Raw genomic sequence first — 24,781 nt, forward strand, 5'->3', positions numbered from 1 at the left:
ACCGACCGTGACCTCGACGCGTGGCATGGCTGGGCCCCGGAATGACGTTGGTCTGCTCGAGGAGCGACGTGAGGTGATGCGGCATGAAGTTGCTCACCCCGATCGCCCGGACCTTTCCGTCCGCGTACAGCTGCTCTAGAGCTTTGTACGTGTGCACTGTCTTGTCGAACTGGTCCGGGATCGGCTGGCGGAGGATGAAGACGTCGAGTGTGTCCACTCCGATTTTTTCGGGCGGACTTGTCGAACGCGTGCAGGGTCTCGTCGTAGCCATAGTCCGAGGGGAACACCTAAGTCTCGATGACGATGTCGTCACGTGCGACACCGAAAGCGCGGATAGCTTCCCCGACCTGCTGTTCGTTGCCGTAGGCGACGGCGGTGTGGATGTGTCGGTAGCTGACATCGAGGGCGGCGCGCACGGCGTCGATGGTTTCGTCCGGAGCGCTCTGGAAGACGCCGAATCCGATGGGCGGAACCCACTGCGGGTGGGGGCGACCGCGCAGTCACGGTTCATGCCGGGAGCGTTGCCGCTCAGCGGGCACCCGCCCCACTGGGTGGACCGCCACAGCCAGCCACAGCGGGCTCGGAAATCGACCCACCCGTGGGCACTGAATCAGTCGCGCGTTTCTGAGGCCGGCAACTCGGCCACCTCGCTTGAAGCAACTTGGGTGTCGGCCGATGCCGCGGTGGGTGCAGCACTCCAGCTGGCCAGCAGAGCAAGCGCGTCTGCACCACGGGTGTTCGGTTCTGGGAAGTAAATGAAGATTGTCTGATCCTCATCGCCCGGTAGAGCGAGCCCTTGCCAGTTCAGCTCCAGGTCTCCAACCACTGGGTGCTGGAAGCGCTTGACGCCGTAGGAGGAACTCACCACACGCTGGTCGGCCCACCAGGTGCGGAACTGCTCGCTCTTGACGGCGAGCTCACCAACGAGATCCAGAATGCCGCGGTCGTCGGGATGTTTGCCGGCGTCTAGGCGCAGCGCGGCAACCATCTCGGAGGCCACTGTTTCCCAGTCTGCGAACAGCGGCGCGGCGGCCGGGTCGAGGATCAGCCAGCGAATGTAGTTGCGATGCTGCGTCGGCATGGCGTTGAAGTCAGTGAGCAGCGCACGCGCAAGCGCGTTCGTTGCCAGCACGGCGTGGCCCCGGCCCGTGATGAGCGCGGCATGGGCCGTCCAAGAATCGATGAGCTGTTGGTTGGCCCACCGCACCCGCTGTACCGGCGGCGCCCCGTCGGAGGCAGTGGGAAGTCGGATGAGGTCAAACAGGTGCTCCCGAGCTGCGTCGTCCATCCGAAGAGCGCGAGCTATAGCATTCACGACCCCATCCGACGGCGTGAACTTCCGACCCTGCTCGAGCCGCGTGTAATAGTCGGTGCTCACTCCAGCCAGCCGGGCTACCTCCTCGCGCCGCAACCCCGGCACGCGACGCGGCACCGCATCCGGAACCAGCCCCACGTCCTCGGGTCGCAGCCGTTCACGCTGCGCGCGCAAGAAGGCGCTCAGTTCGGCATGCGGCGAAACGCCGGAGGAGAATCGGTTCATTTCGGCCATTCTTCCACGTGGACGCCGCCATCGGGGGTGACTAAGGGGGCCTGCCAGACCTAGGCGAAGCTGGCCCCCGCTCGGCCCTCGTTTTCGGCTGCAGCTGGGCCTTAACTGGTGTCACCTGTCCCAATTCGAGAAAGAGGCAAGCGATGAGCGTGTGGTTCATAACGGGAGCTGGCCGTGGTCTTGGAGCGGCAATGACCCGAGCAGCGCTGGATGCAGGGCACCAGGTTGCGGCCACGGCGCGCGACCTCGACAAGGTCCGCCAGGCGTTCCCTGATGCCGGCGACGCACTGTTGGCTGTGGAACTCGACGTCACGAACGGCGAGCAGATCGCCGCCGCCGTGTCCGCCACTGTCGAGCGGTTCGGTGGAATCGATGTGCTGGTGAACAACGCCGGCCGTGGACACCAGGGCGCGCTCGAGGAGCTGACCGACGAGGAGATCCAGGCGATCTACGCGGTCAACGTGTTCGGACTGGTCGCCGTCACTCGTGCCGTTCTGCCCGTCCTGCGCGCCAAGGGCGCGGGAACGATCGTGAACGTGTCCTCCTACGGCGGCTTCCAGGGCGTGCCCGGCTTCGGCGCGTACACCTCGTCGAAGTTCGCAGTGGAAGGATTCACCGAGGCGCTGCGCGGCGAGGTCGCCGAGCTCGGCATCGCCGCGGGCGTGGTGGAGCCCGGTGACTTCCGGACCGACTTCCTCGACGGCACGAGCCTCACGGCTTCAGCGCCGCTGGCCGCCTACGACGCCACCGTTGTCGCGCAGATGCGCGGACTTTCCGGAGCCGCCAATCATCAGCAGCCGGGAGACCCCGCTAAGGCCGCCCGGATCGTCGTCGAGGCCGTGGAGTCCGGCGCATTCCCGGAGCGGCTGTTCGTCGGCATCGAGGCGATCGACACGGTCAGCGCCAAGCTCGACCGCGTCCGCGGCGAGGTCGAGCGACAGCGGACCGTCGCCTCATCCACCGCCATCGCCGAGCACTAGAACCCCATCGGGGTGACCAGTGCCCCGGAGATGAAACGAGATACACATGAAATACACACGACTCGGAAATTCCGGACTTCAGGTCAGCCGCATCGCGCTCGGGTGCATGAGCTTCGGGACGCCTGGTAAGACATTCGACTGGACCCTTGAAGAAAACGACGCGCAGCCGTTCTTCCGCCAGGCCGTCGAACTTGGGATCACGTTCTGGGATACCGCGAACTACTACAGCCTGGGCAATTCGGAAGAAATTGTCGGGCGCGCCATGCGCGAGTACGCATCAAGGGACCAGATCGTTCTCGCCACGAAGGTTTTCTACCCGATGGGAGACAACCCCGGCGACCGCGGCCTGTCCCGCAAGGCGATCATGCAGCAGATCGACGCCTCGCTGACACGCCTCGACACGGATTACGTGGATCTGTACCAGATCCACCGCTTCGACCCGAACGTGCCGGTCGAGGAGACAATGGAGGCGCTTCACGACGTCGTCAAGGCGGGGAAGGCCCGGTACATCGGCGCGTCTTCCATGTGGGCGTGGCAGTTCGCCACGCTCCAGCACGTCGCCGAATCCAACGGCTGGACCAAGTTCGTGTCGATGCAGGACCAGTACAGCCTGCTCCAGCGTGAAGAAGAACGTGAGATGTTCCCGTTGCTGAAGTCCACGGACGTCGGCTCGATCCCGTGGTCGCCTCTCGCGCTCGGCCTGGTCGCACGCCCGTGGGGCTCGACCGGTTCTGCTCGGGGAACGACGGCTGACGACCTCGACGAGTACGGGCACGCGCTGTACAACGACACCGATAAGGACGTCATCGACGCCGTGGAGAAGATCGCGAAGGCACGCGGCGTCTCGATGGCGCAGATCGGTCTGGCATGGGTGATGCACAACCCGGTCGTCACCGCCCCAATCATCGGCGCGACAAAGGAGCACCACCTCACCGACGCAGCCGCAGCCGTCGACATCGAGCTCACTGATGACGAACTGAAGGCCCTCGAGGAGCACTACACGTTCCGCGAGCCCAGCCACTTCGTCTGACACACCCGTCGCTGGCGGCTTCCCCGAGCCAACCGGCATCGACGCACTGGGCGCCACGGCGGAGATTGTCGCTGCCCTGATCGATCTCGCCGCAGTCGGGCCTGCCCCTCCGCGATCGCTGCTCACGCCGGACGCGTCCCGCGTGACGCGCCGGCTCCGCGGCCTTGACTCACCCGGGAATCGTGGGCGTCACCCGGGCGACCGCGGCCGAGCTTGGCCCGAAGGTGCGCGTCAACACCGTCTACCCAGGACCCACGATGACCGAGATGACCACGTCGATCGTGAGCGAGGACGAACTCGAAGCACCGGTACCGGTCCCGATGGGACGGTGGGGAACCCCCGACGAGGTAGCGAACGTCGTTCTCTTCCTGGCCAGCGACGAGGCCAGCTTCGTCACTGGCGGCGCTTACGCAGCCGATGGCGGCTGGCTCGGTTGAGGCCGGGGATCGCCTCGTGTTCGGCGTAGCCGGACGGGAACGATGAGTCAGTGCCACGAGTCGCGGACGCCTCAAGCTTCGAAGACAGCAACAGACTCAAGATGAAGAAGGACACGAACGTGAGTAGCGCAGCCCCCTCGACCGACACCCCGACAGCGAAGACGTCAGCCCACTGGGTTGGTGTGGGTTCCCTCGGAATCGGGGTCTTCGCGATCGTGATGTCCGAGTACCTCCCCGCGAGTTTGCTCCCTCCGATCGCCGCGGACCTCGGCATCTCGGTCGGAGCCGCGGGCCAGAGTGTCACCGTCACTGCGGTCGCAGCCGCACTATCGGCCTTGTTCATCTCGGTGGTCCTCCCGCGGACAGATCGGCGTCGCGTGATGCTCGGGCTCACGCTGCTGGCGGTGATCTCCGACGTGGTCGTTGGCTTGGCGCCGAACCTCGCGGTCGTGCTGGCGTCACGTTTCCTTTTGGGCATCGCGCTCGGAGGGTTCTGGGCGATGGCGACGGCGATGGCGGCCAGCTTGGTGCCGGAGGGGTACCTCGGCCGAGCGTTGACCGTCATCAACATCGGTGTGTCGGTCGCTACGGTCGGCGCTGTCCCGCTTGGTGCGTGGCTGGGCGACGTGTGGGGGTGGCGGGCCGTGTTCCTGCTTGGTGCCGGCCTGGCCGCGGTGGCATTGATCGTCCAGGCGGTCACGCTTCCACACGTCGCTGCTGCTTCCGGCTCCGGGCTCCGCGCGCTCGGATCGACGCTTCGCTCGCGAGTCGTCATCATCTTGCTGTTCGCGGTCCTCCTGGTCTTCAGCGGCCACTTCAGCGGCTTCACGTACATCCGGCCGATCTCCGCGAGCTTGTCCAACATCGACACCGCGGGCCTGGCGCTCTTGCTGTTGGTGTTCGGCATCGCGAACTTCCTCGGTACTGCGGTCGGGGGCACCCTGGCTGACCGCGCTCTGCGAGTGACCGTCTTCCTGTTCCCCGCCCTCGCCGGAATCGGGATGTTCGTCATGCTCACCACCGGCGGATCCACGGTCGGTCTGTATGTTGCAGCAGCACTCTGGGGCTTCGGTTTCGGAGGAGTACCGACCGCAGCATTGACGTGGGGCGCGAAGCTCGAACCAACTCGCCTCGAGCAGATTGGCGGGCTCATCATCACGGTCTGCAACATCGGGGTAGCCGTGGGCGCGATCCTCGGCGGCATCATCGTCGACGGAGTCTCACCGAGCGCATCGCTCGTCTTCGGGGGACTCGCTGCACTGGCCGGCGCAGTGCTCCTCGTGAGTTTGCGCCAGCATCCCGCGGCCTCCCGACCGGAGGAATACGCCTCCGCTCCAGACACGACGGAAAGGGCGAACACCGCGTGATTTCTCACCAACCGACCCCGTCGAGCTTCACACCCGTTCACCGCAGTCAGCTCCAGGCAGTCATCGTCGGCGGGTCCCTCGCTGGCCTCGTCAGCGCGCTCGCGCTCGCCCGTCAGGACATCGGCGTCACCGTGCTCGAGCGTTCGAACCCGACCCCGCGTCTCGGAGGTGGTCTCGGCGTCGACGGAGCACTCCTTGCACGAGTCACTGGGGTCACCCGATTCGTCGGCAACTCCCCGCTCTCTGCGATCGCCGCGCCCTGGACGGCTGTGCGCGAAGCGCTGCGTGAAGCGGCAGAGTCGGACCCTCGGATCGAGCTGCACCACGATCTCCACGTGAGCAACGTGGGGCAAGACGCGCAGCACGCCTGGGCTGAATCCGAGGACGGCAGGCGTTTCGCCGGGGACCTGCTTCTGGGAGCCGACGGGCATCGAAGTTTGCTTCGTCAACACGTCGCCCCTGAACGCCCGAACGCCGACTACGCCGGCTACGTCATCTGGCTCGGCATGGTCGACGAGGCCGACCTCCCGGACCACGGCAACCGTCCCACCTCCTGGGACATGCTCGACGCAGACGGCGACATCCTCTTCGGGATCCCAGTCCCCGGGCCAGACGCGTCGACCGATCCGGGGCGAGGGCGGATCGGGTGGGCCTGGTACGACGCGAGACGCAACGACCTCCTGCGCCAGACCGGGGCAGTAGTCGACGGAGTGGTGCAGCACTCCGTCCGCGCACGGGACCTGCCCGACGAGACGTTGGCAGAGCTGGCAAACGAGGCTTCACGATGGCCACAGCCATGGCGCGACGCAATCCTCCAAAGCATCGCTCAGCGTGACGTGCTTGGCACCCCGATCGCCGAATATGTCCCGGTCCGCCTCATCTCTGGACGCTTCGCGCTCGTCGGAAACGCTGCGCACGTGCCGACACCCATGACAGGGCAAGGGTTCGACGCCTCGGTCCTCGACGCGGAGGCCCTCGGTCGGGAGCTGCGGCATGCTGGCAGGGACGACGTCCCATCGCGACTCCAACGCTACGAACGGGTTCGCCTCGATGACGTGCAACGACTCGTTCGCGGAGGACAACGATTCAGCCGGGCATTCGCCGGCTGACATCACCGAACACATCCGACGAAGTCGACCAAAACAATCGAAAACGCGTGGGTGTTTCCCACGCGTGACCACCGGAAGCAGAGGAAACCATGAACATCGAACCCGCCGTCCCCACCACCAAGAACCCCGCCGCCCAGTTCGCCGGCGACGTGTGGCTTGACCCGATCGCCCTGCCGCACGAGGACAGCCAGCACATGGTTGTCGCCACCGTGCGCTTCGCGCCCGGCGCGCGCACCGCCTGGCACTCGCACGAGAAGGGCCAGTACCTCCGCGTCACGCAGGGCGTCGGCCGGTTCGGCGGCCGTGACGGACAGATCATTGAGGTCCACCCGGGCCAGACGATCTACACCCCGCCGGGTGAAGAGCACTGGCATGCTGCCGCGCCGGGCGTCTTCATGGAGCACATCGCGATGCTCGAGAACGGTGACGACCCCGCCACGACCACCACCTGGCTCGAGCACATCACCGACGACGACTACAACGGCACCAACAAGTAACCCTTGCTCCTCGCCAGGGCCGAGTATCCCAAGGCTGGTTCTCACAGCACCATGCAGAGCCGTGGAGGTTCGAGTTGTGTCACGGTGGTGAGCCACCTGGCTCGCAACCTCGTGAGGAACCGTCGTGCTTGGTCTTGAGATCGTCGTCGTGCTCGGAACGGCCGTGCTCGTGTGCAGCGGGCTCGCGCGTCGGTTCCGGCTCGCCCCGCCGATCCTGCTCCTCACGAGCGGCATCTTGCTCGGTTTCGTTCCGGCGCTCCGCGCGATGCAGCTTCCACCCGAGGTGGTGCTGTTCCTCTTCCTTCCGGTCCTGCTCTTCTGGGAGAGTCTGACCACGTCCCTGCGTGAGATCAGGGCAAACCTCCGAGGCATCGTCCTCACCAGCACCGTGCTTGTCGCCGTGACCGCTGCTGCTGTCGCGTTCGTCGCGCACTTGCTCGGGATGCCATGGGGACCCGCCTGGGTTCTCGGCGCTGCGGTGGCCCCGACAGATGCGACCGCCGTCGGATCCTTCACCAGAGATCTCCCACGACGCACCGTGACCACCCTGCGTGCGGAAAGCCTGGTGAACGACGGCACCGCCCTCGTGATCTACGGCCTCGCGGTTGCAGTGGTAGCCGGGAACGACAACGCAACTCCCGTGCGCATCGGATGGCTCGTGGTCCTTGCCTACGGAGGAGGAGCGCTCATCGGCTTCGTCCTTGCCTGGGTTGTCAGAAAGCTACGGAACCGCATCGACGATCCGCTGCAGGAGACCGTCCTCACGATCCTCACCCCCTTCGTTGCGTACCTGGTCGCTGAGTCCGTCGGGTCCTCCGGCGTCCTCGCAGTCGTGATCTCCGGTCTCGCTCTCAGTCAGGTCGCACCCCGTCGCGACCGCGCCGCGGCACGCCGCAAGTCGAATGCGTTCTGGAGCTTGTTGACGTTCCTGCTGAACGCCTCACTCTTCGTCCTCGTCGGCCTCCAGCTGCAAAGCGCGGTTCGCGCATTGAACGCCAATGCGATCATGAGCGGGCTCGTGTCCGTCGCCATCGTGAGCGTCGCCCTCATCGTCGTCCGCATCGCGTTCCTCTTCCTCGCCGCCTACGCCATCCGTGCCATCGACCGCCGCCCCCAGCAGCGACTCCGCCGGATCAGCAACCGTGCGCGCATCCTCAGCGGCCTGTCCGGCTTCCGGGGTGCCGTCTCGCTCGCAGCAGCCCTCGGCGTCCCCCTCGTGTTGTCTACGGGTGAGAAGTTCCCGGACCGCGACGTGATCGTGTTCATCACCTCGGGCGTCATCGTCGTCACCCTCGTCGTCCAAGGTCTCCTGCTCCCGACCGTCGTCCGGTGGGCCGCGCTACCGCGCGACTCGGCCGTCTCCGAGGAGCGCCGTCTCGCGGAGTTGACGGCGACGGAACACGCACTGATCGTCTTGCCGGAGGTCGCCCGCGACTTGCAGGTCGAAGCGGTGGTCGAAGACCGCGCTCGTCGGGCATATGAGGCGCACCTGCGACTCATCCGGTCCGAGGAGACGGAGGGCGAAGACGAGGAGGTGTGCCGTGACCGTCAGTACCGACTCCTTCGCGCCGAGATCGTCAACCGGAAGCGCGAGGCCGTCGTTCAGCTTCGCGACGACAAACGCATCGACGACACGGTTCTCCGACAAGTAGAAGCGAACCTCGACATTGAGGAGATTCGCCTGCTCCCTCGAGAGACCGACTAGCCAAGACGGAAGCCGACCGCACACTGACTGCCGGTCGCCGGTCCCCTTCCACCCTGGGGAAGGAACGCGGACCCCGCACCAGGGACACGTTTGAAAGAGAGAAACCATGACACTCGGTACCGCAATCGTCGTCGGCGTCGGCCCGGGCCTCGGACTTGCGCTCGCACGCACGTTCCACGATGCCGGCCACCCCGTCGCCATCCTCGGCCGCAACGAGGAACGCCTCGGCGGATTCGCGTCGACGCTCGCGGGCGGCGAACCTGTGCGCGCCTACGCCGTAGACGTCGCAGACCGGGAATCGCTGCGAACGACGATCGAGCAGGCCGTCACGGACCTCGGCGCACCGGAGGTGCTGCTCTATAACGCTGCAGTCCTCCGCACCGACAGTCCCACCGACGGTGACGACGCCGGTTGGGTGCACTCCTTCGAGGTCAACGTCCTCGGCGCGAAGGTCGCTGCAGAATCAGTCTTGAGCGCACTGCAGGGCCCGGGCAGTCTGCTCTTCACCGGGGGTGGTCTCGGAACCGCGCCGTCGCCGCAGTACGCATCACTGTCCGTCGGTAAGGCAGGGCTCCGCGCGTACGTGCACACGCTCGCCGCCGAACAGGCGGAAAAGGGCGTGCACGCAACGGTGGTCTCGATCGGTGGGGTTATCGACGGGGGCGAGGATCGTCTCTCGTCGTCTGTGCTTGCGCAGGCATATCTCGAACTGCACCGGCAAGACACATCGGACTGGACGCCAGAACTCGTCCGCGACTAGGCAGACGCCGACACGCCGCCGTCGGAGACGCTCGCGACGGACGCGGCCCCGCGGCTGGGTCTGGCAGACATAGTCACGGCTGTGCCTTCTCCGCAGGAACCCGCCTCCGTAGCCTCGAATCGGGGTTCGACCAACCGAGCGGCCTCCCAAGCAAATGACGACATCCCCTCCTCGATGTCCCCGCGCTCGATGCGACAAGGAACGAAGGATGAACATGACTGACACCAACACAAACGAAACGCCGAAGCAGGTCGGCGGCGCACGGAACATGCTCGGCGACTTCGCCCCGAAGCTCGCCGAACTCACGGATGACGTCCTCTTCGACGACTTCTGGAACCGCCCCGAGCTGTCCGCTCGCGACCGCAGCCTCGTCACGATCGCGGTCCTCGCCGCGAACGGCGACCTCGACCAGCTCACGTTCCACCTCAGCCGTGGCCTCAACAACGGGCTCACGCAGGACGAGATCAAGGAGGCGATCACCCAGGTCGCTTTCTACGCCGGCTGGCCGAAGGGCATGGGCGCGATGAACACCGCCAAGCGCGTGTTCACCGAGAACTGACTTCCACCCCGCAATTCGCCCGAAGACGCAGCAGCTGGCATTCGCCGGACGGCAGCGCCCGAACCGCTCGAGCACCCGCAAGCACTTCGGAAGGACAACACATGACCGACATGGTCACTTTCAACAACGGCGTCACGATGCCAGCGATCGGGCTTGGCGTGTTCCAGACGCCGCCGGACGAGACGATCCAGGCCGTGCAGACCGCACTCGAGGTCGGCTACCGGCACGTCGACACCGCCGCCGCGTACGGTAACGAGCGGGAGGTCGGCGAAGGGCTCCGTCGCTCCGGCGTTCCCCGTTCGGACGTCTTCATCGAGACCAAGGTCTGGGTCACCGACTACGGGTACGACCAGACCCTGCACGCCTTCGAGAAGAGCGCGAAGAAGCTCGGCGTCGAGCAGATCGACCTACTGCTGCTGCACCAGGCCTACCCGAAGACCTTCGACCGCACCATCGAGTCGTACAAGGCGCTCGAGAAGCTCCTGGCTGACGGGGTGGTTCGCTCGATCGGCGTCAGCAACGTGACGCCGACCTACCTGGAACGGCTGCTCAGCGAAACGTCGGTCGTGCCGGCTGTGAACCAGATCGAGCTGCACCCGTACAACACGCGCGTTCCCGAGGTCACCGCCAACACGCAGCACGGCATCATCACGCAGGCCTGGTCGCCCATCGGCGGCATCCGGCACTACAACGGTGACGAGAAGACGCCGCTGACCGACCCGACGATCGTCGCGATCGCCGAGCGCCACGGCAAGACGTCCGCCCAGGTGATGCTCCGCTGGCACATCCAGGAGGGGCGCTCCGCGATCCCGAAGTCCGTGCGTCGCGAGCGGATCATCGAGAACCTCAACGTGTTCGACTTCACGATGACCGATGAAGAGCTGCGATCGATCGACCGCCTGCACGTCGGCGGGACCATCGACATCGACACCATCGACTTCGGCAGCTTCGACATCGTCATCGACGAAGCCTGACGCGATCGAACAAGAAGGCCCCCGCTCTCGTCTGAGAGCGGGGGCCTTCCTGCGTCGCCCGGTCGCTGCCAGACCTACGGCTCCTGGCGATCGATCCGACTCGGGGCTTCCTCGGAATCTCGTTCTGACGTCTGCTGTTGGGGACGGTCCGCACTGGTGCCACTCCAGTTGGCGAGGAGCTGGACCGCCTCCGCGGTCGGCGAGTTCGGCTCGTAGACGTAGACAGCCATCGTCAGGCCCGGCTCCCCGTTTACACTGAACGATTCAAAGCTGAAATCGAGGTCGCCGACCAAGGGGTGCCGATACTGCTTCGCGCCGTGTCGGTACCGGAGGACCTCGTGCGCAGCCCACAGCGTCCGGAACCGTGCGCTCTTCGACGACAGTTCCCCGACGAGGTTCATCGTGGTCTGGTCCTCCGGCTCCTCCGCCAAAGCCGCCTTCAACACCGCCACCCCATTGTTCGTGTCGAAATCCCAATCGCGGAAGAACTCCCGCGCGCGGGGGTCGAGGAACACGTACCGAAGGTGGTTGTAGCGTCCCGGCCCGAGCTCGCGAGCCGGCGGGTAGATCGACCATCCCAGTTCGTTCGCAGCGAGGACGTCGAGTCGGCTGTTCTGCAGGAACGCGGGGACCGTCAACGCATCAAGCACTGCCTGTGTTGCGGCGCGGACCTTCGGCGCTGGCGGCACCGGCCTCCGGATCGCTCGGCTGGACCGGATGGAACGAGTCAACGACATCAGGTGGTCTCGTTCGACGTCGTTCAGCTGCAGCGCGCGAGCGATCGACTCGAGGACATCCTCGGAAACCCCGGTGCTCTTGCCCTGCTCCAGCCGGGTGTAGTAATCGACGCTGATCCCCGCGATGTAGGCCACTTCCTCCCGCCGCAGGCCGGGAACCCGGCGCGAGCCAGCGAAGTGCGGCACGCCCGCTTGCTCCGGGCTCAGCCGGTTCCGGTGGGCCGTCAAGAAACCTCGGAGCTCAGCTTGAAAGTCCATCCCGCCAGGGTACGGCCGTCCCCCCGCGCTCCGACTAGCACTGTCGGAACCAGGTTCGGGTGACATACGACAATCCCGCCCTGCCGCAGACGCTGGCCGCGAGGTGCAATGGACACACGCTCGAATGCAGCTCCGCAGGTCGCGACCTGCATCGGGGGACGACGGGGTCCTCGTGCACCTTCACCCTATTCACTGAAAGAGACGAATGACCCTCATCGACAGCGCCCCGGGCATGACTCGGACGCGAACGATCACGTTCGCCATCGCTGGCGGACTCGCCGTCGGGAACCTGTACTGGGCGCAACCCCTCATTGAGGAGATCGCCAAATCTCTCGCCGTGTCGTCGTCCGTCGCGGCGTCCCTGGTCACTGTCACCCAGCTCGGGTACGCACTCGGCATCTTCCTTATCGTCCCGCTCGGCGACGTCCTCAACCGGAAGCGGATGATTCCGCTGATCCTCGGTTTGTCCGCGCTCGCACTCATCGCGGCGGCCGTCGCGCCGACGTTCTCAGTGCTCCTCGCCGCACTCGGCGGAGTCGGCTTGACCACAGTGTCGGCGCAGCTCCTGACTCCGCTCGCCAGCGAGCTCGCCTCACCAGACGAGCGAGGGCGAGTCCTCGGGACGATCGCGTCCGGTGCGCTCATCGGCGTACTGCTGTCGCGCACGATCAGCGGAGCCGTTGCTGAGTTCATCGGCTGGCGGGCGATCTACGTGCTCGCGGCGATCCTCACCGTCATCCTCGCGGTCGTCCTCTCGTTCATCCTGCCGCGGCTGCAGAAGCGACCGGCGACGAACTACTTCCGTCTCCTCGGATCTGTGTTCACAACCGTCGCGCACCACCGCGCGGCACTCCCCACCGTGTTCATCAGCTCCGCCGTGTTCTGCGTGTTCTCGCTGTTCTGGACGTCGCTGACTTACTTGCTCACGGCCGCGCCGTTCTCGCTCTCCGTCGGCCAGATCGGCCTGTTCGGTCTCGCCGGTCTCGTCGGAGCGGTTGGCGCTCGGCGCGCCGGATCGTTCCACGACCGCGGCTGGTCGGTGCCCGCCTCTGGCATTTCACTCACGCTGCTGGCCCTGTCCCTGATCGGCGCCTGGCTCGCCCAGTCGTCCGTGATCGCCATGATCGTGGTCGTCATCGCCTTGGATCTCGCCGCTCAGGGCACTCTTGTCCTCGGTCAAACCCGGCTGCTCTCGCTCCCCGGTCAGAACCGGAGTCGGCTGAACACCGCGTTCGTCGTCGGCAACTTCCTCGGAGGCGCGATCGGTTCGGCGGTGTCCGGACCGCTATGGTCCGCCGGCGGCTGGAACGCGGTCATCGCTGTCGCCGGCGTGATCATCGCGCTCTCCCTCGTCGTCTGGGGCACCACCCGCCGTCGTCTCGCGGACCCAAGCTGACAGCATCGAGGCGGTGATTCGCATGGAAGACGCAGAGGCCCTTCAGCGGTTCCTGGTGGCTCGACGGGCCCGGCTCGTGCCCGAGCAAGTTGGCCTCCCCACGTCCGCTCGCCGCCGCGTCTCCGGACTCCGCCGAGAAGAAGTTGCCCACCTCGCGGGGATCAGCAGCACGTCATACACGCGACTCGAACGCGGTCTGACATCGAACGTGTCCCGAGACGTCATCGTGGCGGTGGCAAGGGCCCTGCGTCTGGATGAGAAGGATCGCGAAGCGCTCCTGACCCTGGCCGCACCAAACACCCGCCGGACACGCGCGATCCGACCGGCGCCGTCGGTCGGTTGGGGAACACGGGCCGTCCTCAACGCCGCGCTGGTGCCTGCCACCGTCCACGACGGACTGTGCAACGTCGTCGCAGCAAACTCAGCCGGAGCGGACCTCTTCCGGTTCGTCTCCACCGCCCCCGACACGGAACCCTTCAACACTGCACGCATCCAGTTCCTGGAACCCCCCGCATCCCTGCTCTACCTCGATCTCCAGAGCGCACGCCGGGACAGCGTCGCAACACTCCGTGACTCGGCCGAGGCAATGCCAGATGACGACCAACTGGCCGTGTTGCTTGATGAGCTCGGGACGAAGAGCACAGTGTTCCGGCAGATGTGGGCAGCACCACCGTCATCACGCCGCGGCCGATCGGGCCTCTTGCGGGTGCACCACCCGCGACTCGGGGACCTCGCTTTCGAGCGGACCGCGATGGCCGTGAAGGCTGGACCGACCCACGCCGTCGCCCTCCACACCGTCGTCTTCTACACCCCAGCGGACCCCCGGACCGTCGACGCGGTGCGACTACTCGGCCGCGACGCACACCAGCCCCACAACGCAGCATCCGAACGGTGCCGCACCACGAAGTACTGAAAGGACACGACCATGCAGCAGCGAATCCTCGGGACCACCGGTGTCTCCGTCAGCCCCCTCGCCCTCGGGGCGATGATGTTCGGCGCCTGGGGCAACCAGGACCATGCCGACTCGGTGAAGATCATCCACCGCGCGCTCGATTCCGGAATCAACTTCATCGACACCGCGGACATCTACGCCGCAGGCGAGTCCGAGGAGATCGTCGGGGAAGCCATCCACGACCGACGAGAGGACATCGTCCTCGCGACGAAGTTCTCGATGCCGATGGGCGACGACCCGAACCACCGGGGCACCTCACGCCGCTGGATCATGCAGGAGGTCGAGAACTCCCTGCGTCGTCTCCGCACCGACCACATCGATCTGTACCAGATGCACCGTCCGCACGCGGACACGCACATCGAGGAGACCCTCAGCGCGCTCACCGATCTGGTTCGACAGGGCAAGGTCCGCTACATCGGAGCATCCACACTGTCCGGCAGCGAGATCGTTGAATCGCAGTGGGTCTCCGAGCGCAGAAACCTTGAGCGGTTCGTCGCCGAGCAGCCGTCCTACTCGATTCTCGCCCGCGAGATCGAGGTGGACGTCCTCCCGACCACGCAGCGGTACGGGATGGGGACCCTGACGTACTCACCCCTCGCCGCAGGGTGGCTGTCCGGATCGTGGAACAAGGACTCCTCGCCGACCTCTCCGGCACGCAAGCGAATGGAGGGGCGGTTCGACATGAGCCTCCCCGAGAACCAGCGAAAGCTCGAAGTCGTCGAGCAGCTCGGTGCACTCGCGGATGAAGCCGGTCTGAGCATGATCGAGCTCTCGATCGGGTTCGTGCTCCGCCACCCAGGCGTCACCTCCGCGATCATCGGCCCGCGCACCATGGAACAGCTCGAATCGCAGCTCCCGGCCGCCGACGTCGTGCTCTCCGACGATGTCCTCAACCGCATCGACGAGATCACCACTCCCGGGATGACGATCAACCCCCAGGACACCAACTACGGCGATGTCGAGTTGGCACCGGCAAAGCGTCGACGCTGAGCCACCATCCGAAGCGCGCGCAGCGCTTCCCACCCACGACCACCACAACACATCGAAGGAACATCATGCTCACCTCTACTGAGACCCGCGACGCCGAATCGGCGATCACCCGCCTCATCTACACGTACTGCCACCGACTCGACGGTGCCGACCTGGCCGGCGCTGCTGCCCTGTTCGAGCACGCGCGTTGGCAGTTGTCCCCTGACGTCATCTGCCAGGGATCAGCGGAACACCTCGACGCGCTGCAGGTCATCCGTGTGTACGGGGACCGCCTCGGCACGCGGCACGTCGTCAGCAACCTGCTCATCGACATCGCCGAGGACGGCCTCTCGGCCAAGAGCGTGTCCTACGTCGATTCCATCCAGGTCACGGCGGAGTTCCCGCTGCAGCTGATCTTCCAGGGGCGGTACCTGGACACGTTCGTCTTCGAGAACGGCGCATGGCGATTCGACGAGCGGATCGTCGACGCCGACGGAGCGGGCGACATGAGCGCGCACCACAAGGCCTGACATTCGCTCTCCTCGGGCGCCATCGGGCCCGGCGGTAAACGGCAGCGGCCCGACGGTTTCCACCGTCGGGCCGCTGCCGTTGGTCGTCTGGTCAGCGCTGGTCGAAGTGCACGCCTGTCGCCGCCTGGAGGGCGTCCAGCACCCGGTTCTGGAACGCAACATCCATCGCGGCCTTGTGCGGCTGCTGCCGCTGCCGGTGGAACCAGTAGCCCCCGGTGGTGCGCGCTTCCGGGTCGTCGCTCGTGGCGAGCCACTCCTGCGTCCGGTGTCCCGCTTCGAGGTCGTCTGACGCACCCGGACCGCCCATCTTCGTGGGCACCCAACCGGGGTCGACCGCATTCACCGAGGACTCGGGCCGAAGTCGGGCCACGGCGAGCGACAGCGCCGTCACGAACAGCTTGCTGTCCGAGTAGCTGCCGGACGATCGCGTCCCGGACCAGTCCACGGCGTCGAGGGCTGCAGGGCTCCCACCGCGGTGCATGCCGCTGCTGATGTAGACGTGCCGCGACACATCGGGCAGGAGCGCGGTCAACAGGTACGGAGCCACGACGTTCACAACCATCAGGGGCGCCCCGTCCACCACGCCGGCGTTGTGGATCACCGCATCCAGCGGTGCATCCCGGTTCAATTCCTCGGCGGCGCCGACGATCGCGTCAGCGTCCGAGAAATCAGCGACCACAGCCCCAGCTGCTCGGTTACGCAGATCCCCGAGCGTGTCCAACCGGGAGGTCGTACGGGCGTGGATGAGGACGTCATGTCCGGCGTCGATGAGCGTCTCAGCGGCAGCTCGGCCGAGGCCGTCCGCTGAGCCAGTGACGAGGATTCGACTCATGTGGAGATTCCTTCGTGAGTGGTTGGATCTTCGGAGTTTGCCGTTCCGATGCTGCGGCGACAATGACCGTCCTTCACCACTGTTGTCGAGCACTCCGGCCAGTCAAACCGGGCGTGCCGGCGAATGGCAGGGCCAGCTGTGCATGGGTCCGGAAGTCATACCCGGACGAGGGGTCGCAGTGCGATCACGAACGTGAGACCGTCATGCTGGCGTCGGCGTCGGCGCGCCTGCGTTCTTCGCAGCGCGGTAGCGGGCGATGAGCTCCACGGCAGTGTCGTGCGGCAGTGGAAACCCGTCCATGCGCCCGATCGGGAACATCCCGAGGACGCGGAGCGCCTGGTCATCTGTTGCCATGCCGTGCTCGACCAGGGCTTCGAGGAAGAGGGGGCCGGCAATCGGATCCGCGAGGATCTCATCGGATCCGGACTCGAGCGAGAGCTCGACCTCCACCCTCTCGCCGGCAAGGTCGACGTCAGTGCTGAGCCGGATGTCACGGCTCGAGGCTCCGACCTCGATCCGGTACGTGCCCGGTTCCAGGACCCACCGGTCGACGCGCACATCCCAGTAGGCCAGGTCACGCCGGCGCACAGTGACGGTGACAGCGCGGGTCTCGCCGGGTTCCAGGCTGGCGAGCGCGAACCCCTTGAGTTCGCGCGGGGGCCGCTGCACGATGGAGTGCCTGAGGGACGTGTAGACCTGCACCACCTCGCGTCCCGCGACGGAGCCCGTGTTCGTCACGTTGACGGTCACCTCAAGGTCACCGTTGCCTGCCGCCACCACACGGAGGTCGTCGTGTGAGAACGTCGTGTAGGACAGGCCGTGGCCGAACGGGTAGGCGACGCTCGAATCGCGAGCGTCGTAACCGCGGTACCCGACGAACATCCCCTCGCCGTACCGGACGTGCTGCAACTCGCCGGGGAAGTTGCCGAACGAGGGGCTGTCCTCGAGCCGCCAGGGGATGGTCTCAGCCAGGCGGCCGGACGGATTCACGCTCCCGTAGAGGACATCCGCTACCGCGGAGCCGCCTGCCTGTCCGAGCAGCCATCCTTCGACGATGGCTGCGACGTCCTCCGCGAAGGGAAGGACGACGACGCCGCCGTTGGACAGCACGACCACGGTCCTGGGGTTCACCGCTCTGACCGCATCGACGAGCTCAAGCTGTACGGCTGGGAGGTTGAGATGGGTGCGGTCGAAGCCCTCCGACTCCTCCGTCACCGGCAACCCGAGGAACAGGACGACGACCTCGGCATACGCGGCTGCCGCGACCGCCTCATCGCGCAGACGCGCGTCGTCCGCTGACCCGTCCAGCGTGAAGCCCGGTGCGAACGAGACCTTGCCGGCAGCAGCGGCGCGGATCGCGTCCAGCGGCGCGTCGATTTTGGTCGGGTTGACCTGAGACGAACCTCCGCCCTGGAATCGAGGAGTCCGAGCGAACTCGCCGATCACGGCGACGTCAGCGTCCCGCCGCAGGGGAAGCAGGCCCTCGTCGTTCTTGAGCAGCACGATGCTCCGCGCGGCAGCTTCCCTGGCGAGCGCATGGTGCGCCTCCTGATCGATACCGGGAGCCGATGGCCGATCGGCGGCGGTCGCGCGTTCGACGAGGTCGAGGACTCGGCGGGTCACGGCGTCGAGTTCGTCTTCGCCGAGCAACCCGTCGCGGATCGCCTGCACGATGCGGGCGTCGGTGCGCCCGCCGCTCGCCGGCATCTCGAGATCGAGCCCGGCTCGGACGCCGCCGACGCGATCGCTCACCGCACCCCAGTCGGACATGACCAGGCCATCGAATCCCCACTCCTCGCGGAGAACCTCCGTGAGGAGCCAGCGGTTCTCAGATGCGTACACGCCGTTGATTCGGTTGTAGGACGCCATCACGGTCCACGGTGCTGCGTCCTTGACGACCCGCTCGAAGGCGCGGAGATAGATCTCCCTGAGGGTTCGAGGGTCCACGTCGCTCGACACACGGAGACGGTCGGTTTCCTGGTTGTTCGCGGCGAAGTGTTTGAGGGATGCTCCGACACCCTTCGACTGGATCCCTCGAACCAGAGCGGCACCGAGCGCTCCGGAGACGACGGGGTCCTCGGCTAGGTACTCGAAGTTCCGCCCGCAGAGGGGCGACCGTTTGATGTTGACACCGGGGCCAAGGAGCACCGACACCCCCATCGCCGACGCTTCGGTGCCCAGGGCCGCGCCGACGCGCTCCGCAAGATCCGGATCCCACGACGAGCCCAGTGCGACGGCCGGCGGGAAGCACGTCGCGGGGAGGCTCTCGGCGATCGCCAGATGGTCGGCTTCTCCCGCTTGCAAGCGGACCCCGTGCGGGCCGTCAGCGACCGTGATGGACGGCACGCCTGCACGACCGACGGACGCCGTCGTCCAGAACCCGCCGCCGCTGGTCAGCGATGCCTTCTCTTCGAGTGTGAGCTCTGAGGTGTCGTACACGATGGCGCTTCTTTCAGGGTGTGGGAGCCGGAGGGGACGCAGTCAGCGAACGTGCTTGATGCGAACGACGAAGATCAGGCCGATCAGCGCCGAGGCGATCGACACAGGGAAGATCAACGCGTAGGAACCGGTCAGGGTGACGATGCTCGACGTGATGACCGGTCCCAGCGTTTGGCCGCCGGTGGTCGAGAGGTTGAGCAATCCGAGGTCCTTCCCAGCTCGTTCGGGGTCGGGCAGCACGTCGACCAGCAGCGCCTGGTCCACGGAGGTGTACACGCCGTACCCGAATCCGGCGATGCCGGCGAACAGGAACATGCCCATGGTGGACGGGAAGACCCAGGGCATGGCGATCCCGACAGCGAAGAGCAGGCTGGCGAGCACCACCGGCAGTTTCCGTCGCTTGAGCAGGTCGGAGAGCGGGCCAGCGCCCAAAGACCCGATCACGGAGACGACGAGGGTGATGACGGCCATGGTCGCGATCGTCTTCGCTGATTCCGCGACGGTCTGGCCAACGTACTTCTGCACAATGTAGAGCTGGTACGCCATCACCATCTGGTAGCTGATGAGCATGAAGAAGCGCTGTCCGAACGCCCAGTAGAAGTCCGGTGCGTTCCGAGGAGGACGGAACGAACGGATGGTCTCCCGGAGCGTCTGTTGCGCTCGTGGCAGGTGCTTCGTGGAGGGTTCGCGAGGCCAGACGGTGAGGGCGATGAGACCGCTGATCACGACGAAACCGCCGCCGAGGACGAAGCCGACGAGCGTGTTCCCGAGGAAGGCTGCACCGATGAGGGAGCCCATCGGGACGCCGATCGTCACGCCGCCGCCGTAGAACGCGGAGGCTGTACCGCGAACCTTCTGGGGGATGCGGTCGGACAGGACGGCAACGGCGGGAGCGAGCAAGAGGCTGACGGCGACCTGGAAACCGCAGAAGGTCAGGATGATGGCGATCGGCGTGCTGAGGACGCCGATGAGCATGAGGCACCCGCCTGCCGTGATCGTTCCGACGAGGATCCACGGCGTGCGTCGTCCAAAGCGACTCCGGGTTCGGTCGGAGAGATTTCCGACGACGAAGTTGGCGACGAGGGCGCAGACCGCTCCGAAGGCGTTGACGGCGCCGAGGACTCCCGCGGGGTTCGAGATGCCGAGATCCGTCAGGTGCTGCGGCAGAACGACTGCCGCGATCACCATGAAGCCGGCGACCCAGAGGAATCCGAGGAGCGCGAAACCGATGAAGTACCGCACCACCCCAGCTCGCGTGGTCGGTACGGAACGGATCGAGGTCGTCGCCGCTCCCGGCGGAGTGATCTCGTCGAAGGCTGGGGGTTGCGTCATGGGTCTGCACTCCTGATGGCGTCGTTGCCGGGCGGGCGCCCGAAGCTCTGCGATGATAAGCATGATTTAACCGACCAGTCAATTAGAATCTGGCTCAGTACACTGGCGCCATGGCGATCGTGAAGCATCGAGGAGTGGGGCGGCCCGTGGCGGGCGGCGAGGACAAGCGCCAGCGCATCCTGTCTGAGGCTTCGAAAGTGTTCGCCGTGGACGGCTACGAGGCGGCGTCGCTGACGACCATCGCCGAGCGGTCGCAGATCTCGAAGGCCGGGCTCCTGCACCATTTCGGTTCGAAGAGCGGGCTCTACACCGCGGTCCTCGAGCGGTGGGAAGAGGAGAACAGAGCGCAATGGGTGCCGAGTGACGAGCCCTGGGACTTCATCGACTCGTGGGTCGAGCTCGCCGTGCGCAACCAAGAGCGAGCCGGGACCATCGCGCTGTATACATCGTTGTTGCCGAGCGTGATCAACCCGGATCACCCTGCTCGCACCTGGATGCACGAACACCTTGATCGATCGGTTGCGCTCCTCGTCGACGGGTTCGACGAGGGCAAACGCCGAGGGTACATCCGCGCTGATGCCCCTTCTGTGGCGCTCGCGCGATCACTCGTCGCCCTTTCGGACGGCATCCAGGTGCTGTGGCTCAGTCAGCTCACGGCTGTTCAAGCGAACCCCGCCGAGGAGCAGCCACGAGCCAGCGGATCACCGTTCCAGTTGGCACCACAGGTGCAGCTATTCGTCGACATGATCAAGGAGTCCTGGAGCACGACCCGACCGTAAGCCGCTCGGCAAGGCGGATAGCGTCAGCGTGGTCGCGCCCGTGACATCGATGGAGAGCGCGTCGGGGTGGGAGACTGTCAGGATGACGGAGCTTCGGGGGTCACGACCGTCGCGGGCGACCACACCGATCCCCACGATGCGAGATGTCGCGGATCACCTCGGAGTCTCCCGCCAACTCGTGTCGATGGTTCTCCGCGGTGTCGATGGACCGAGCGCTGAGTCTCGGGAGCGGATCCTCACCGCAGCGCGTGAACTCGGGTACCGGCCGAACGCAAGCGCCCGGTTGCTCAAGAGAGATCGTACGAAGCTCATCGGAGTCGTGTTCCAGATCCGGAATCCCTTCCAGGGTCGCTTCGTCGAGGAGCTTCTCGTTCGGGCCTCCGCGGCCGGGTACGGTCTTGCTCTGGAGCCCGTCACGGACGACCGCACGACGGACACCGTCGTCGCCGAACTCATGGAGCAGCGGGTCGAGGCGATCATTGCCTTCAACCCGGACCAGGGGTCCTCGGTATTACGTGAGGCAATCGACCGCATGCCGGTCGTGCTGCTCGGCGAGTGGGCAAGACTGAGCGCAGTGGACAACGTGCACGTCGACGAAGAGCGAGGGCTCCTCCAGGCGGTGGAACACCTGGTCACACTCGGCCACACCCGCATCGCATACGTCGGCGGAATCGGCGCCGACTTGGGGCCGCAGCGTGCCGAGGCGTACCGCGCGGCGATGAGCGCATTTGGTCGCAGGGAACGAGCCGTCATCATTCCGAGCGACTTCAGTGAAGAGAGCGGCGCGGACGCCGCTCGATCAGTCCTCACGATGAGCGACGACCGTCCCACGGCGTTGATCTGCTGTGGCGATCAGTGTGCAACCGGAGTGCTGGCGGTGTTCGCGCGATCGCGCGTGTCAGTGCCCCGTGATGTGTCCGTTATCGGCTTCGACGACAGTTACTTGGCCTCCCTCTCCTATCAGCAGCTGACGTCCGTGCATCAGGATGTCGGAGCAACTGTCGAGGCAACGATGGGTTGTGTCCTGGCTCGGCTGTCCGGAGAGGACGCTCCGGTGCAACGGATCGCCACCTCGACGCGGCTCGTGGTCCGCACGACGACGGGCGCGCCGGTTCGATGACCGGCGCGCCCGTCGTCACAGGGGGATGGTGGTGTCAGCGCACCTTCTTGATGGGGAGGACCACCACGGCCCCGATGAGCGCGATGATGCCGGCCGCCCAGAGCAGCGCAGGGTAGTTCTGCGTCCCGCCGCCGATACTGAGGAAGAACAGGCCGATCGCGGCACCGAAGGACTGCGGGAGGGAGTTGGCGATGTTGATCACGCCGAGGTCCTTGCCGGGCTTCTCCGGATCGGGCAGGACATCGACGATCAGAGCGTTGTCGACGGCGACGTAGATCCCGAACGCGAAGCCCATGATGCCCTCCGCGACGTAGAAGTGGCCGACGTCGTTCGCGAAGGCCAGAACGACGAGCCCGACGCCGAACAGCAGCGTCGACCCCGCCACGAAGACCTTCCGGCGGTTGAGCTTGTCGGAGAGCCAGCCGGAGAAGGCAATGGCGACGAACAGGGCGATCGTGTAGATCAGGACACCGGTTGCGACGGCCGGGACGGCAGCGGACGTCGGCAGCTTGAGGTGGTCCTCCATGTACAGGAGGCGGAACGTCGTGAACAGGAACGATGCGAGCGTGATGAGGAACCGTGACCACCAAGCGAACCCGAAGTCGGGGTTCCGGATCGGGTTCGTCCAGAACGTGCTCACGAGCGTCGTGAACCGGAACGGCTTCGGCCTGTTCTCGGGCAGGCGGTCCGGGGTGACGATGACGTAGACGACGACGCACAGCACGCCGAAGAGGCCGGGCAGGATGAACACCAGCGGAAGGCTCCACGCGAACCACGCGGCGACGTAGGTGCCGGCGAGGATCGACACGTTCTGCGCCAGGCCGAGGACGCTCGATGCTTTGCCGCGCTGGTGCTCGGGAACGTTGTCGGCGAAGTTCGCGACGAGGGCTGCGAACGCGGCGTTGGAGCCGAGCTGACAGACAAGCCATGCGATTGCCAGCGTGGTCACATCCGGCGCGACGGACACCCATGCGAGACCGAGAGCCAGCACGATGCTGCCGCCGAGCAGCCACGGCCGGCGCCGGCCCCAGCGGGTCCGCGTTCGGTCACTGAGCATGCCCCAGAGGGGGTTTCCGATCACAGCGCCGATGGTGCCGATCGGGAGGACGACGGCAAGGACGGCCGCCGGGTTGTCGGGGTTCAGCACTTGCGCTTTGAGCTGCATGCTGACCATCACCGGTGACAGGATCGCGATGAAAATGCCGAACTGGGCAAGGCCGATGGCGGCGATGTACCAGTTGCTGACACGTGCGGTCGCGACCGCCGTGGTGAACGGGTGAGCGGGGATTCTCGTCGTCATCGACGCCTCCTTGAGTCGGGTTGGGGTTTGGCTCGTGCTAACCTCGCAGATGCGAGAGGTTATCTCGTGCTAAACCCTTCCGCTAGCCCTAACGGACATTCGACCGAACCACCAGGAGTGACGATGCTTCCGAACCGCCTGCCCGACCCGCAGCTCTACCGCGCTGGCGACGGTGAGCCCGCACTGCGGTGGGGAATCGTCGGCCCCGGGTGGATCGGCGGTGAGTTCGTGGGGGCGGTGCATCGGCACACCGCGCAGCGCTTCGTCGCCGTCGCGTCCCGTTCGGCCGAACGCGGTAGCACCTTCGCCGCGGCCCACGGCATAGAGACCGTCGTTGGATCGGCGGAAGAACTCGCCTCACGCCCCGACGTCGACGCCGTGTACATCGCGACCCCGCAGAACGACCACTTGGCAAGTGGCCTGGCGGCGATCAGCGCAGGCAAGCATGTGCTCATCGAGAAACCGATCGCCTTGAATGCCGCCGAGGCGCAACGACTGGCTGACGCTGGCCGCTCGGCGGGCGTGCTGGTGATGGAAGCGATGTGGTCCCGGTACCTGCCGCAGGCAAGTGTCCTTCGGCAGCTGCTCGCCGACGGGGTCCTCGGAGACATCACGGCCGTACACGCCGACCACGGACAGCGTGTCGCGGCTGGGCCGGAGCACCGTCTCTTCCGTCCGGAACTCGGCGGCGGGGCGCTGCTCGACCTCGGCATCTACCCAGTGCAGTTCGCATCGTCCGTCCTCGGCGAACCGGTCTCGGTGACGGCGGTCGGTTCGCTCACCGAGACCGGAGTGGACGCGCAATCCACCCTCGTGCTGGAGTACGCCGGCGCAGCACAGGCGACGCTGACGACGAGCATCTTGGGCCGCACGCCCACGACGGCATCGATTGCCGGGAGCGCCGGCACCATCACCTTCGACTCTGCGTTCTACCGGCCGACGTCGTTCACGTTGGCGGGCGCTGACTACGGGAGCGAGACCCTGTCCTGGTCAGACGACTACGGCCTCGAGTGGTTCGACGGGTTGTCGTGGGAGGCGAATGCCTTCGCCCGCTTCGTCGGCGAAGCCCGAACCGAATCCCCGGTACATCCCCTGCGGGAGACGGTCTCGATCCTCGCCACCATCGACCAGGCACGGGCGCAGCTGCCCGCGTCTGCCAAAGTCTGAAGG

Annotated in this window: 24 protein-coding genes and 2 pseudogenes; 18 read left to right on the forward strand and 8 right to left on the reverse strand. The window is 66.1% G+C overall.

Features of this window, described 5'->3' with window-relative positions; all coding sequences use genetic code 11:
- Positions 1-112: 112 nt before the first annotated feature.
- From J7E22_RS18100 to J7E22_RS04030, 3 genes and pseudogenes are all read right to left on the reverse strand, one after another.
- A pseudogene (locus J7E22_RS18100) lies at positions 113-271 on the reverse strand (hypothetical protein); the annotation flags it as partial.
- A gap of 16 nt (positions 272-287) precedes the next feature.
- Positions 288-416, reverse strand: a complete 129-nt coding sequence (locus J7E22_RS18105) for an aldo/keto reductase (RefSeq protein WP_308159145.1) — start codon at positions 414-416, stop codon at positions 288-290.
- Between the two features lie 194 nt (positions 417-610).
- A complete protein-coding gene (locus J7E22_RS04030) occupies positions 611-1,540 on the reverse strand; it encodes a helix-turn-helix transcriptional regulator (protein WP_214979193.1) in 930 nt (309 codons plus the stop codon).
- Positions 1,541-1,692: 152 nt separating this feature from the next.
- Here J7E22_RS04030 and J7E22_RS04035 point away from each other — a divergent pair, with 152 nt between their 5' ends.
- From J7E22_RS04035 to J7E22_RS04080, 10 genes are all read left to right on the forward strand, one after another.
- Complete coding sequence (locus J7E22_RS04035) at positions 1,693-2,529, forward strand: SDR family NAD(P)-dependent oxidoreductase (protein ID WP_285439834.1); 837 nt, start codon at positions 1,693-1,695, stop codon at positions 2,527-2,529.
- Positions 2,530-2,575: 46 nt separating this feature from the next.
- A complete protein-coding gene (locus tag J7E22_RS04040) occupies positions 2,576-3,559 on the forward strand; it encodes an aldo/keto reductase (RefSeq protein WP_214979197.1) in 984 nt (327 codons plus the stop codon).
- 182 nt (positions 3,560-3,741) lie between these two features.
- Positions 3,742-3,996 (forward strand): SDR family NAD(P)-dependent oxidoreductase, encoded by a 255-nt coding sequence (locus J7E22_RS04045; protein WP_214979199.1) that lies wholly within the window; start codon positions 3,742-3,744, stop codon positions 3,994-3,996.
- Positions 3,997-4,115: 119 nt separating this feature from the next.
- On the forward strand, positions 4,116-5,363 hold the full coding sequence (locus tag J7E22_RS04050; protein WP_214979201.1) for an MFS transporter: 1,248 nt from the start codon (positions 4,116-4,118) through the stop codon (positions 5,361-5,363).
- Positions 5,360-6,472 (forward strand): FAD-dependent monooxygenase, encoded by a 1,113-nt coding sequence (locus J7E22_RS17850; protein ID WP_214979203.1) that lies wholly within the window; start codon positions 5,360-5,362, stop codon positions 6,470-6,472. Before J7E22_RS04050 ends, J7E22_RS17850 begins: the two co-directional genes overlap by 4 nt.
- Before the next feature lie 89 nt (positions 6,473-6,561).
- A complete protein-coding gene (locus J7E22_RS04060) occupies positions 6,562-6,969 on the forward strand; it encodes a cupin domain-containing protein (protein ID WP_214979205.1) in 408 nt (135 codons plus the stop codon).
- 124 nt (positions 6,970-7,093) lie between these two features.
- On the forward strand, positions 7,094-8,674 hold the full coding sequence (locus J7E22_RS04065) for a Na+/H+ antiporter (protein WP_214979207.1): 1,581 nt from the start codon (positions 7,094-7,096) through the stop codon (positions 8,672-8,674).
- A gap of 106 nt (positions 8,675-8,780) precedes the next feature.
- Positions 8,781-9,434 carry an SDR family oxidoreductase gene (locus tag J7E22_RS04070; protein WP_214979209.1) on the forward strand — a complete coding sequence of 218 codons (654 nt, stop codon included), beginning with the start codon at positions 8,781-8,783 and terminating at the stop codon, positions 9,432-9,434.
- Between the two features lie 214 nt (positions 9,435-9,648).
- Complete coding sequence (locus J7E22_RS04075) at positions 9,649-9,993, forward strand: carboxymuconolactone decarboxylase family protein (RefSeq protein WP_214979211.1); 345 nt, start codon at positions 9,649-9,651, stop codon at positions 9,991-9,993.
- 101 nt (positions 9,994-10,094) lie between these two features.
- On the forward strand, positions 10,095-10,967 hold the full coding sequence (locus J7E22_RS04080; protein WP_214979213.1) for an aldo/keto reductase: 873 nt from the start codon (positions 10,095-10,097) through the stop codon (positions 10,965-10,967).
- A 74-nt stretch (positions 10,968-11,041) separates the two neighbouring features.
- Here the strand turns inward: J7E22_RS04080 and J7E22_RS04085 are convergent, their stop codons facing one another.
- On the reverse strand, positions 11,042-11,962 hold the full coding sequence (locus J7E22_RS04085; RefSeq protein ID WP_214979215.1) for a helix-turn-helix transcriptional regulator: 921 nt from the start codon (positions 11,960-11,962) through the stop codon (positions 11,042-11,044).
- Positions 11,963-12,194: 232 nt separating this feature from the next.
- On the opposite strand from J7E22_RS04085, the gene J7E22_RS04090 reads away from it, so the two are divergent.
- The 4 genes from J7E22_RS04090 (at position 12,195) to J7E22_RS04105 (ending at position 15,809) form a co-directional block, all read left to right on the forward strand.
- Complete coding sequence (locus tag J7E22_RS04090; RefSeq protein ID WP_214979217.1) at positions 12,195-13,358, forward strand: MFS transporter; 1,164 nt, start codon at positions 12,195-12,197, stop codon at positions 13,356-13,358.
- Positions 13,359-13,380: 22 nt separating this feature from the next.
- Positions 13,381-14,271, forward strand: coding sequence for a helix-turn-helix transcriptional regulator (locus J7E22_RS04095; protein WP_214979219.1), 891 nt, complete (start codon positions 13,381-13,383; stop codon positions 14,269-14,271).
- 12 nt (positions 14,272-14,283) lie between these two features.
- On the forward strand, positions 14,284-15,300 hold the full coding sequence (locus tag J7E22_RS04100) for an aldo/keto reductase (protein WP_214979221.1): 1,017 nt from the start codon (positions 14,284-14,286) through the stop codon (positions 15,298-15,300).
- A gap of 65 nt (positions 15,301-15,365) precedes the next feature.
- Positions 15,366-15,809 (forward strand): nuclear transport factor 2 family protein, encoded by a 444-nt coding sequence (locus J7E22_RS04105; RefSeq protein WP_214979223.1) that lies wholly within the window; start codon positions 15,366-15,368, stop codon positions 15,807-15,809.
- A 91-nt stretch (positions 15,810-15,900) separates the two neighbouring features.
- Here the strand turns inward: J7E22_RS04105 and J7E22_RS04110 are convergent, their stop codons facing one another.
- The 3 genes from J7E22_RS04110 to J7E22_RS04120 form a co-directional block, all read right to left on the reverse strand.
- A complete protein-coding gene (locus J7E22_RS04110; protein WP_214979225.1) occupies positions 15,901-16,641 on the reverse strand; it encodes an SDR family NAD(P)-dependent oxidoreductase in 741 nt (246 codons plus the stop codon).
- 201 nt (positions 16,642-16,842) lie between these two features.
- Positions 16,843-19,080, reverse strand: coding sequence for a glycoside hydrolase family 3 C-terminal domain-containing protein (locus J7E22_RS04115; protein WP_308159146.1), 2,238 nt, complete (start codon positions 19,078-19,080; stop codon positions 16,843-16,845).
- Between the two features lie 42 nt (positions 19,081-19,122).
- On the reverse strand, positions 19,123-20,412 hold the full coding sequence (locus tag J7E22_RS04120) for an MFS transporter (RefSeq protein ID WP_214979227.1): 1,290 nt from the start codon (positions 20,410-20,412) through the stop codon (positions 19,123-19,125).
- 110 nt (positions 20,413-20,522) lie between these two features.
- Here J7E22_RS04120 and J7E22_RS04125 point away from each other — a divergent pair, with 110 nt between their 5' ends.
- From J7E22_RS04125 to J7E22_RS04130, 3 genes and pseudogenes are all read left to right on the forward strand, one after another.
- Positions 20,523-21,191, forward strand: coding sequence for a TetR/AcrR family transcriptional regulator (locus tag J7E22_RS04125; protein ID WP_214979229.1), 669 nt, complete (start codon positions 20,523-20,525; stop codon positions 21,189-21,191).
- A gap of 136 nt (positions 21,192-21,327) precedes the next feature.
- Positions 21,328-21,450: pseudogene (locus J7E22_RS18390) on the forward strand (helix-turn-helix domain-containing protein); the annotation flags it as partial.
- A 60-nt stretch (positions 21,451-21,510) separates the two neighbouring features.
- A complete protein-coding gene (locus J7E22_RS04130) occupies positions 21,511-22,311 on the forward strand; it encodes a substrate-binding domain-containing protein (protein ID WP_308159147.1) in 801 nt (266 codons plus the stop codon).
- Between the two features lie 34 nt (positions 22,312-22,345).
- On the opposite strand, the gene J7E22_RS04135 is transcribed toward J7E22_RS04130, so the two are convergent.
- Positions 22,346-23,611, reverse strand: coding sequence for an MFS transporter (locus tag J7E22_RS04135; protein ID WP_214979233.1), 1,266 nt, complete (start codon positions 23,609-23,611; stop codon positions 22,346-22,348).
- A gap of 123 nt (positions 23,612-23,734) precedes the next feature.
- Between J7E22_RS04135 and J7E22_RS04140 the strand changes: the two genes are divergently transcribed.
- Positions 23,735-24,778 (forward strand): Gfo/Idh/MocA family protein, encoded by a 1,044-nt coding sequence (locus J7E22_RS04140; RefSeq protein WP_214979235.1) that lies wholly within the window; start codon positions 23,735-23,737, stop codon positions 24,776-24,778.
- The last annotated feature ends 3 nt before the right edge of the window (positions 24,779-24,781 follow it).

The organism is Curtobacterium sp. ISL-83 (assembly GCF_018613895.1).
In the GTDB taxonomy this organism is placed as follows: domain Bacteria; phylum Actinomycetota; class Actinomycetes; order Actinomycetales; family Microbacteriaceae; genus Curtobacterium.

What these genes read in the sequence shown, in the direction of transcription:
- J7E22_RS04030 (WP_214979193.1), bottom strand. Translation starts at nt 1,540, where the DNA reads ATGAACCGATTCTCCTCCGGCGTTTCGCCGCATGCCGAACTGAGCGCC.
- J7E22_RS04035 (WP_285439834.1), top strand. Translation starts at nt 1,693, where the DNA reads ATGAGCGTGTGGTTCATAACGGGAGCTGGCCGTGGTCTTGGAGCGGCA.
- J7E22_RS04040 (WP_214979197.1), top strand. Translation starts at nt 2,576, where the DNA reads ATGAAATACACACGACTCGGAAATTCCGGACTTCAGGTCAGCCGCATC.
- J7E22_RS04060 (WP_214979205.1), top strand. Translation starts at nt 6,562, where the DNA reads ATGAACATCGAACCCGCCGTCCCCACCACCAAGAACCCCGCCGCCCAG.
- J7E22_RS04070 (WP_214979209.1), top strand. Translation starts at nt 8,781, where the DNA reads ATGACACTCGGTACCGCAATCGTCGTCGGCGTCGGCCCGGGCCTCGGA.
- J7E22_RS04075 (WP_214979211.1), top strand. Translation starts at nt 9,649, where the DNA reads ATGACTGACACCAACACAAACGAAACGCCGAAGCAGGTCGGCGGCGCA.
- J7E22_RS04080 (WP_214979213.1), top strand. Translation starts at nt 10,095, where the DNA reads ATGACCGACATGGTCACTTTCAACAACGGCGTCACGATGCCAGCGATC.
- J7E22_RS04085 (WP_214979215.1), bottom strand. Translation starts at nt 11,962, where the DNA reads ATGGACTTTCAAGCTGAGCTCCGAGGTTTCTTGACGGCCCACCGGAAC.
- J7E22_RS04090 (WP_214979217.1), top strand. Translation starts at nt 12,195, where the DNA reads ATGACTCGGACGCGAACGATCACGTTCGCCATCGCTGGCGGACTCGCC.
- J7E22_RS04095 (WP_214979219.1), top strand. Translation starts at nt 13,381, where the DNA reads ATGGAAGACGCAGAGGCCCTTCAGCGGTTCCTGGTGGCTCGACGGGCC.
- J7E22_RS04100 (WP_214979221.1), top strand. Translation starts at nt 14,284, where the DNA reads ATGCAGCAGCGAATCCTCGGGACCACCGGTGTCTCCGTCAGCCCCCTC.
- J7E22_RS04105 (WP_214979223.1), top strand. Translation starts at nt 15,366, where the DNA reads ATGCTCACCTCTACTGAGACCCGCGACGCCGAATCGGCGATCACCCGC.
- J7E22_RS04110 (WP_214979225.1), bottom strand. Translation starts at nt 16,641, where the DNA reads ATGAGTCGAATCCTCGTCACTGGCTCAGCGGACGGCCTCGGCCGAGCT.
- J7E22_RS04120 (WP_214979227.1), bottom strand. Translation starts at nt 20,412, where the DNA reads ATGACGCAACCCCCAGCCTTCGACGAGATCACTCCGCCGGGAGCGGCG.
- J7E22_RS04125 (WP_214979229.1), top strand. Translation starts at nt 20,523, where the DNA reads ATGGCGATCGTGAAGCATCGAGGAGTGGGGCGGCCCGTGGCGGGCGGC.
- J7E22_RS04135 (WP_214979233.1), bottom strand. Translation starts at nt 23,611, where the DNA reads ATGACGACGAGAATCCCCGCTCACCCGTTCACCACGGCGGTCGCGACC.
- J7E22_RS04140 (WP_214979235.1), top strand. Translation starts at nt 23,735, where the DNA reads ATGCTTCCGAACCGCCTGCCCGACCCGCAGCTCTACCGCGCTGGCGAC.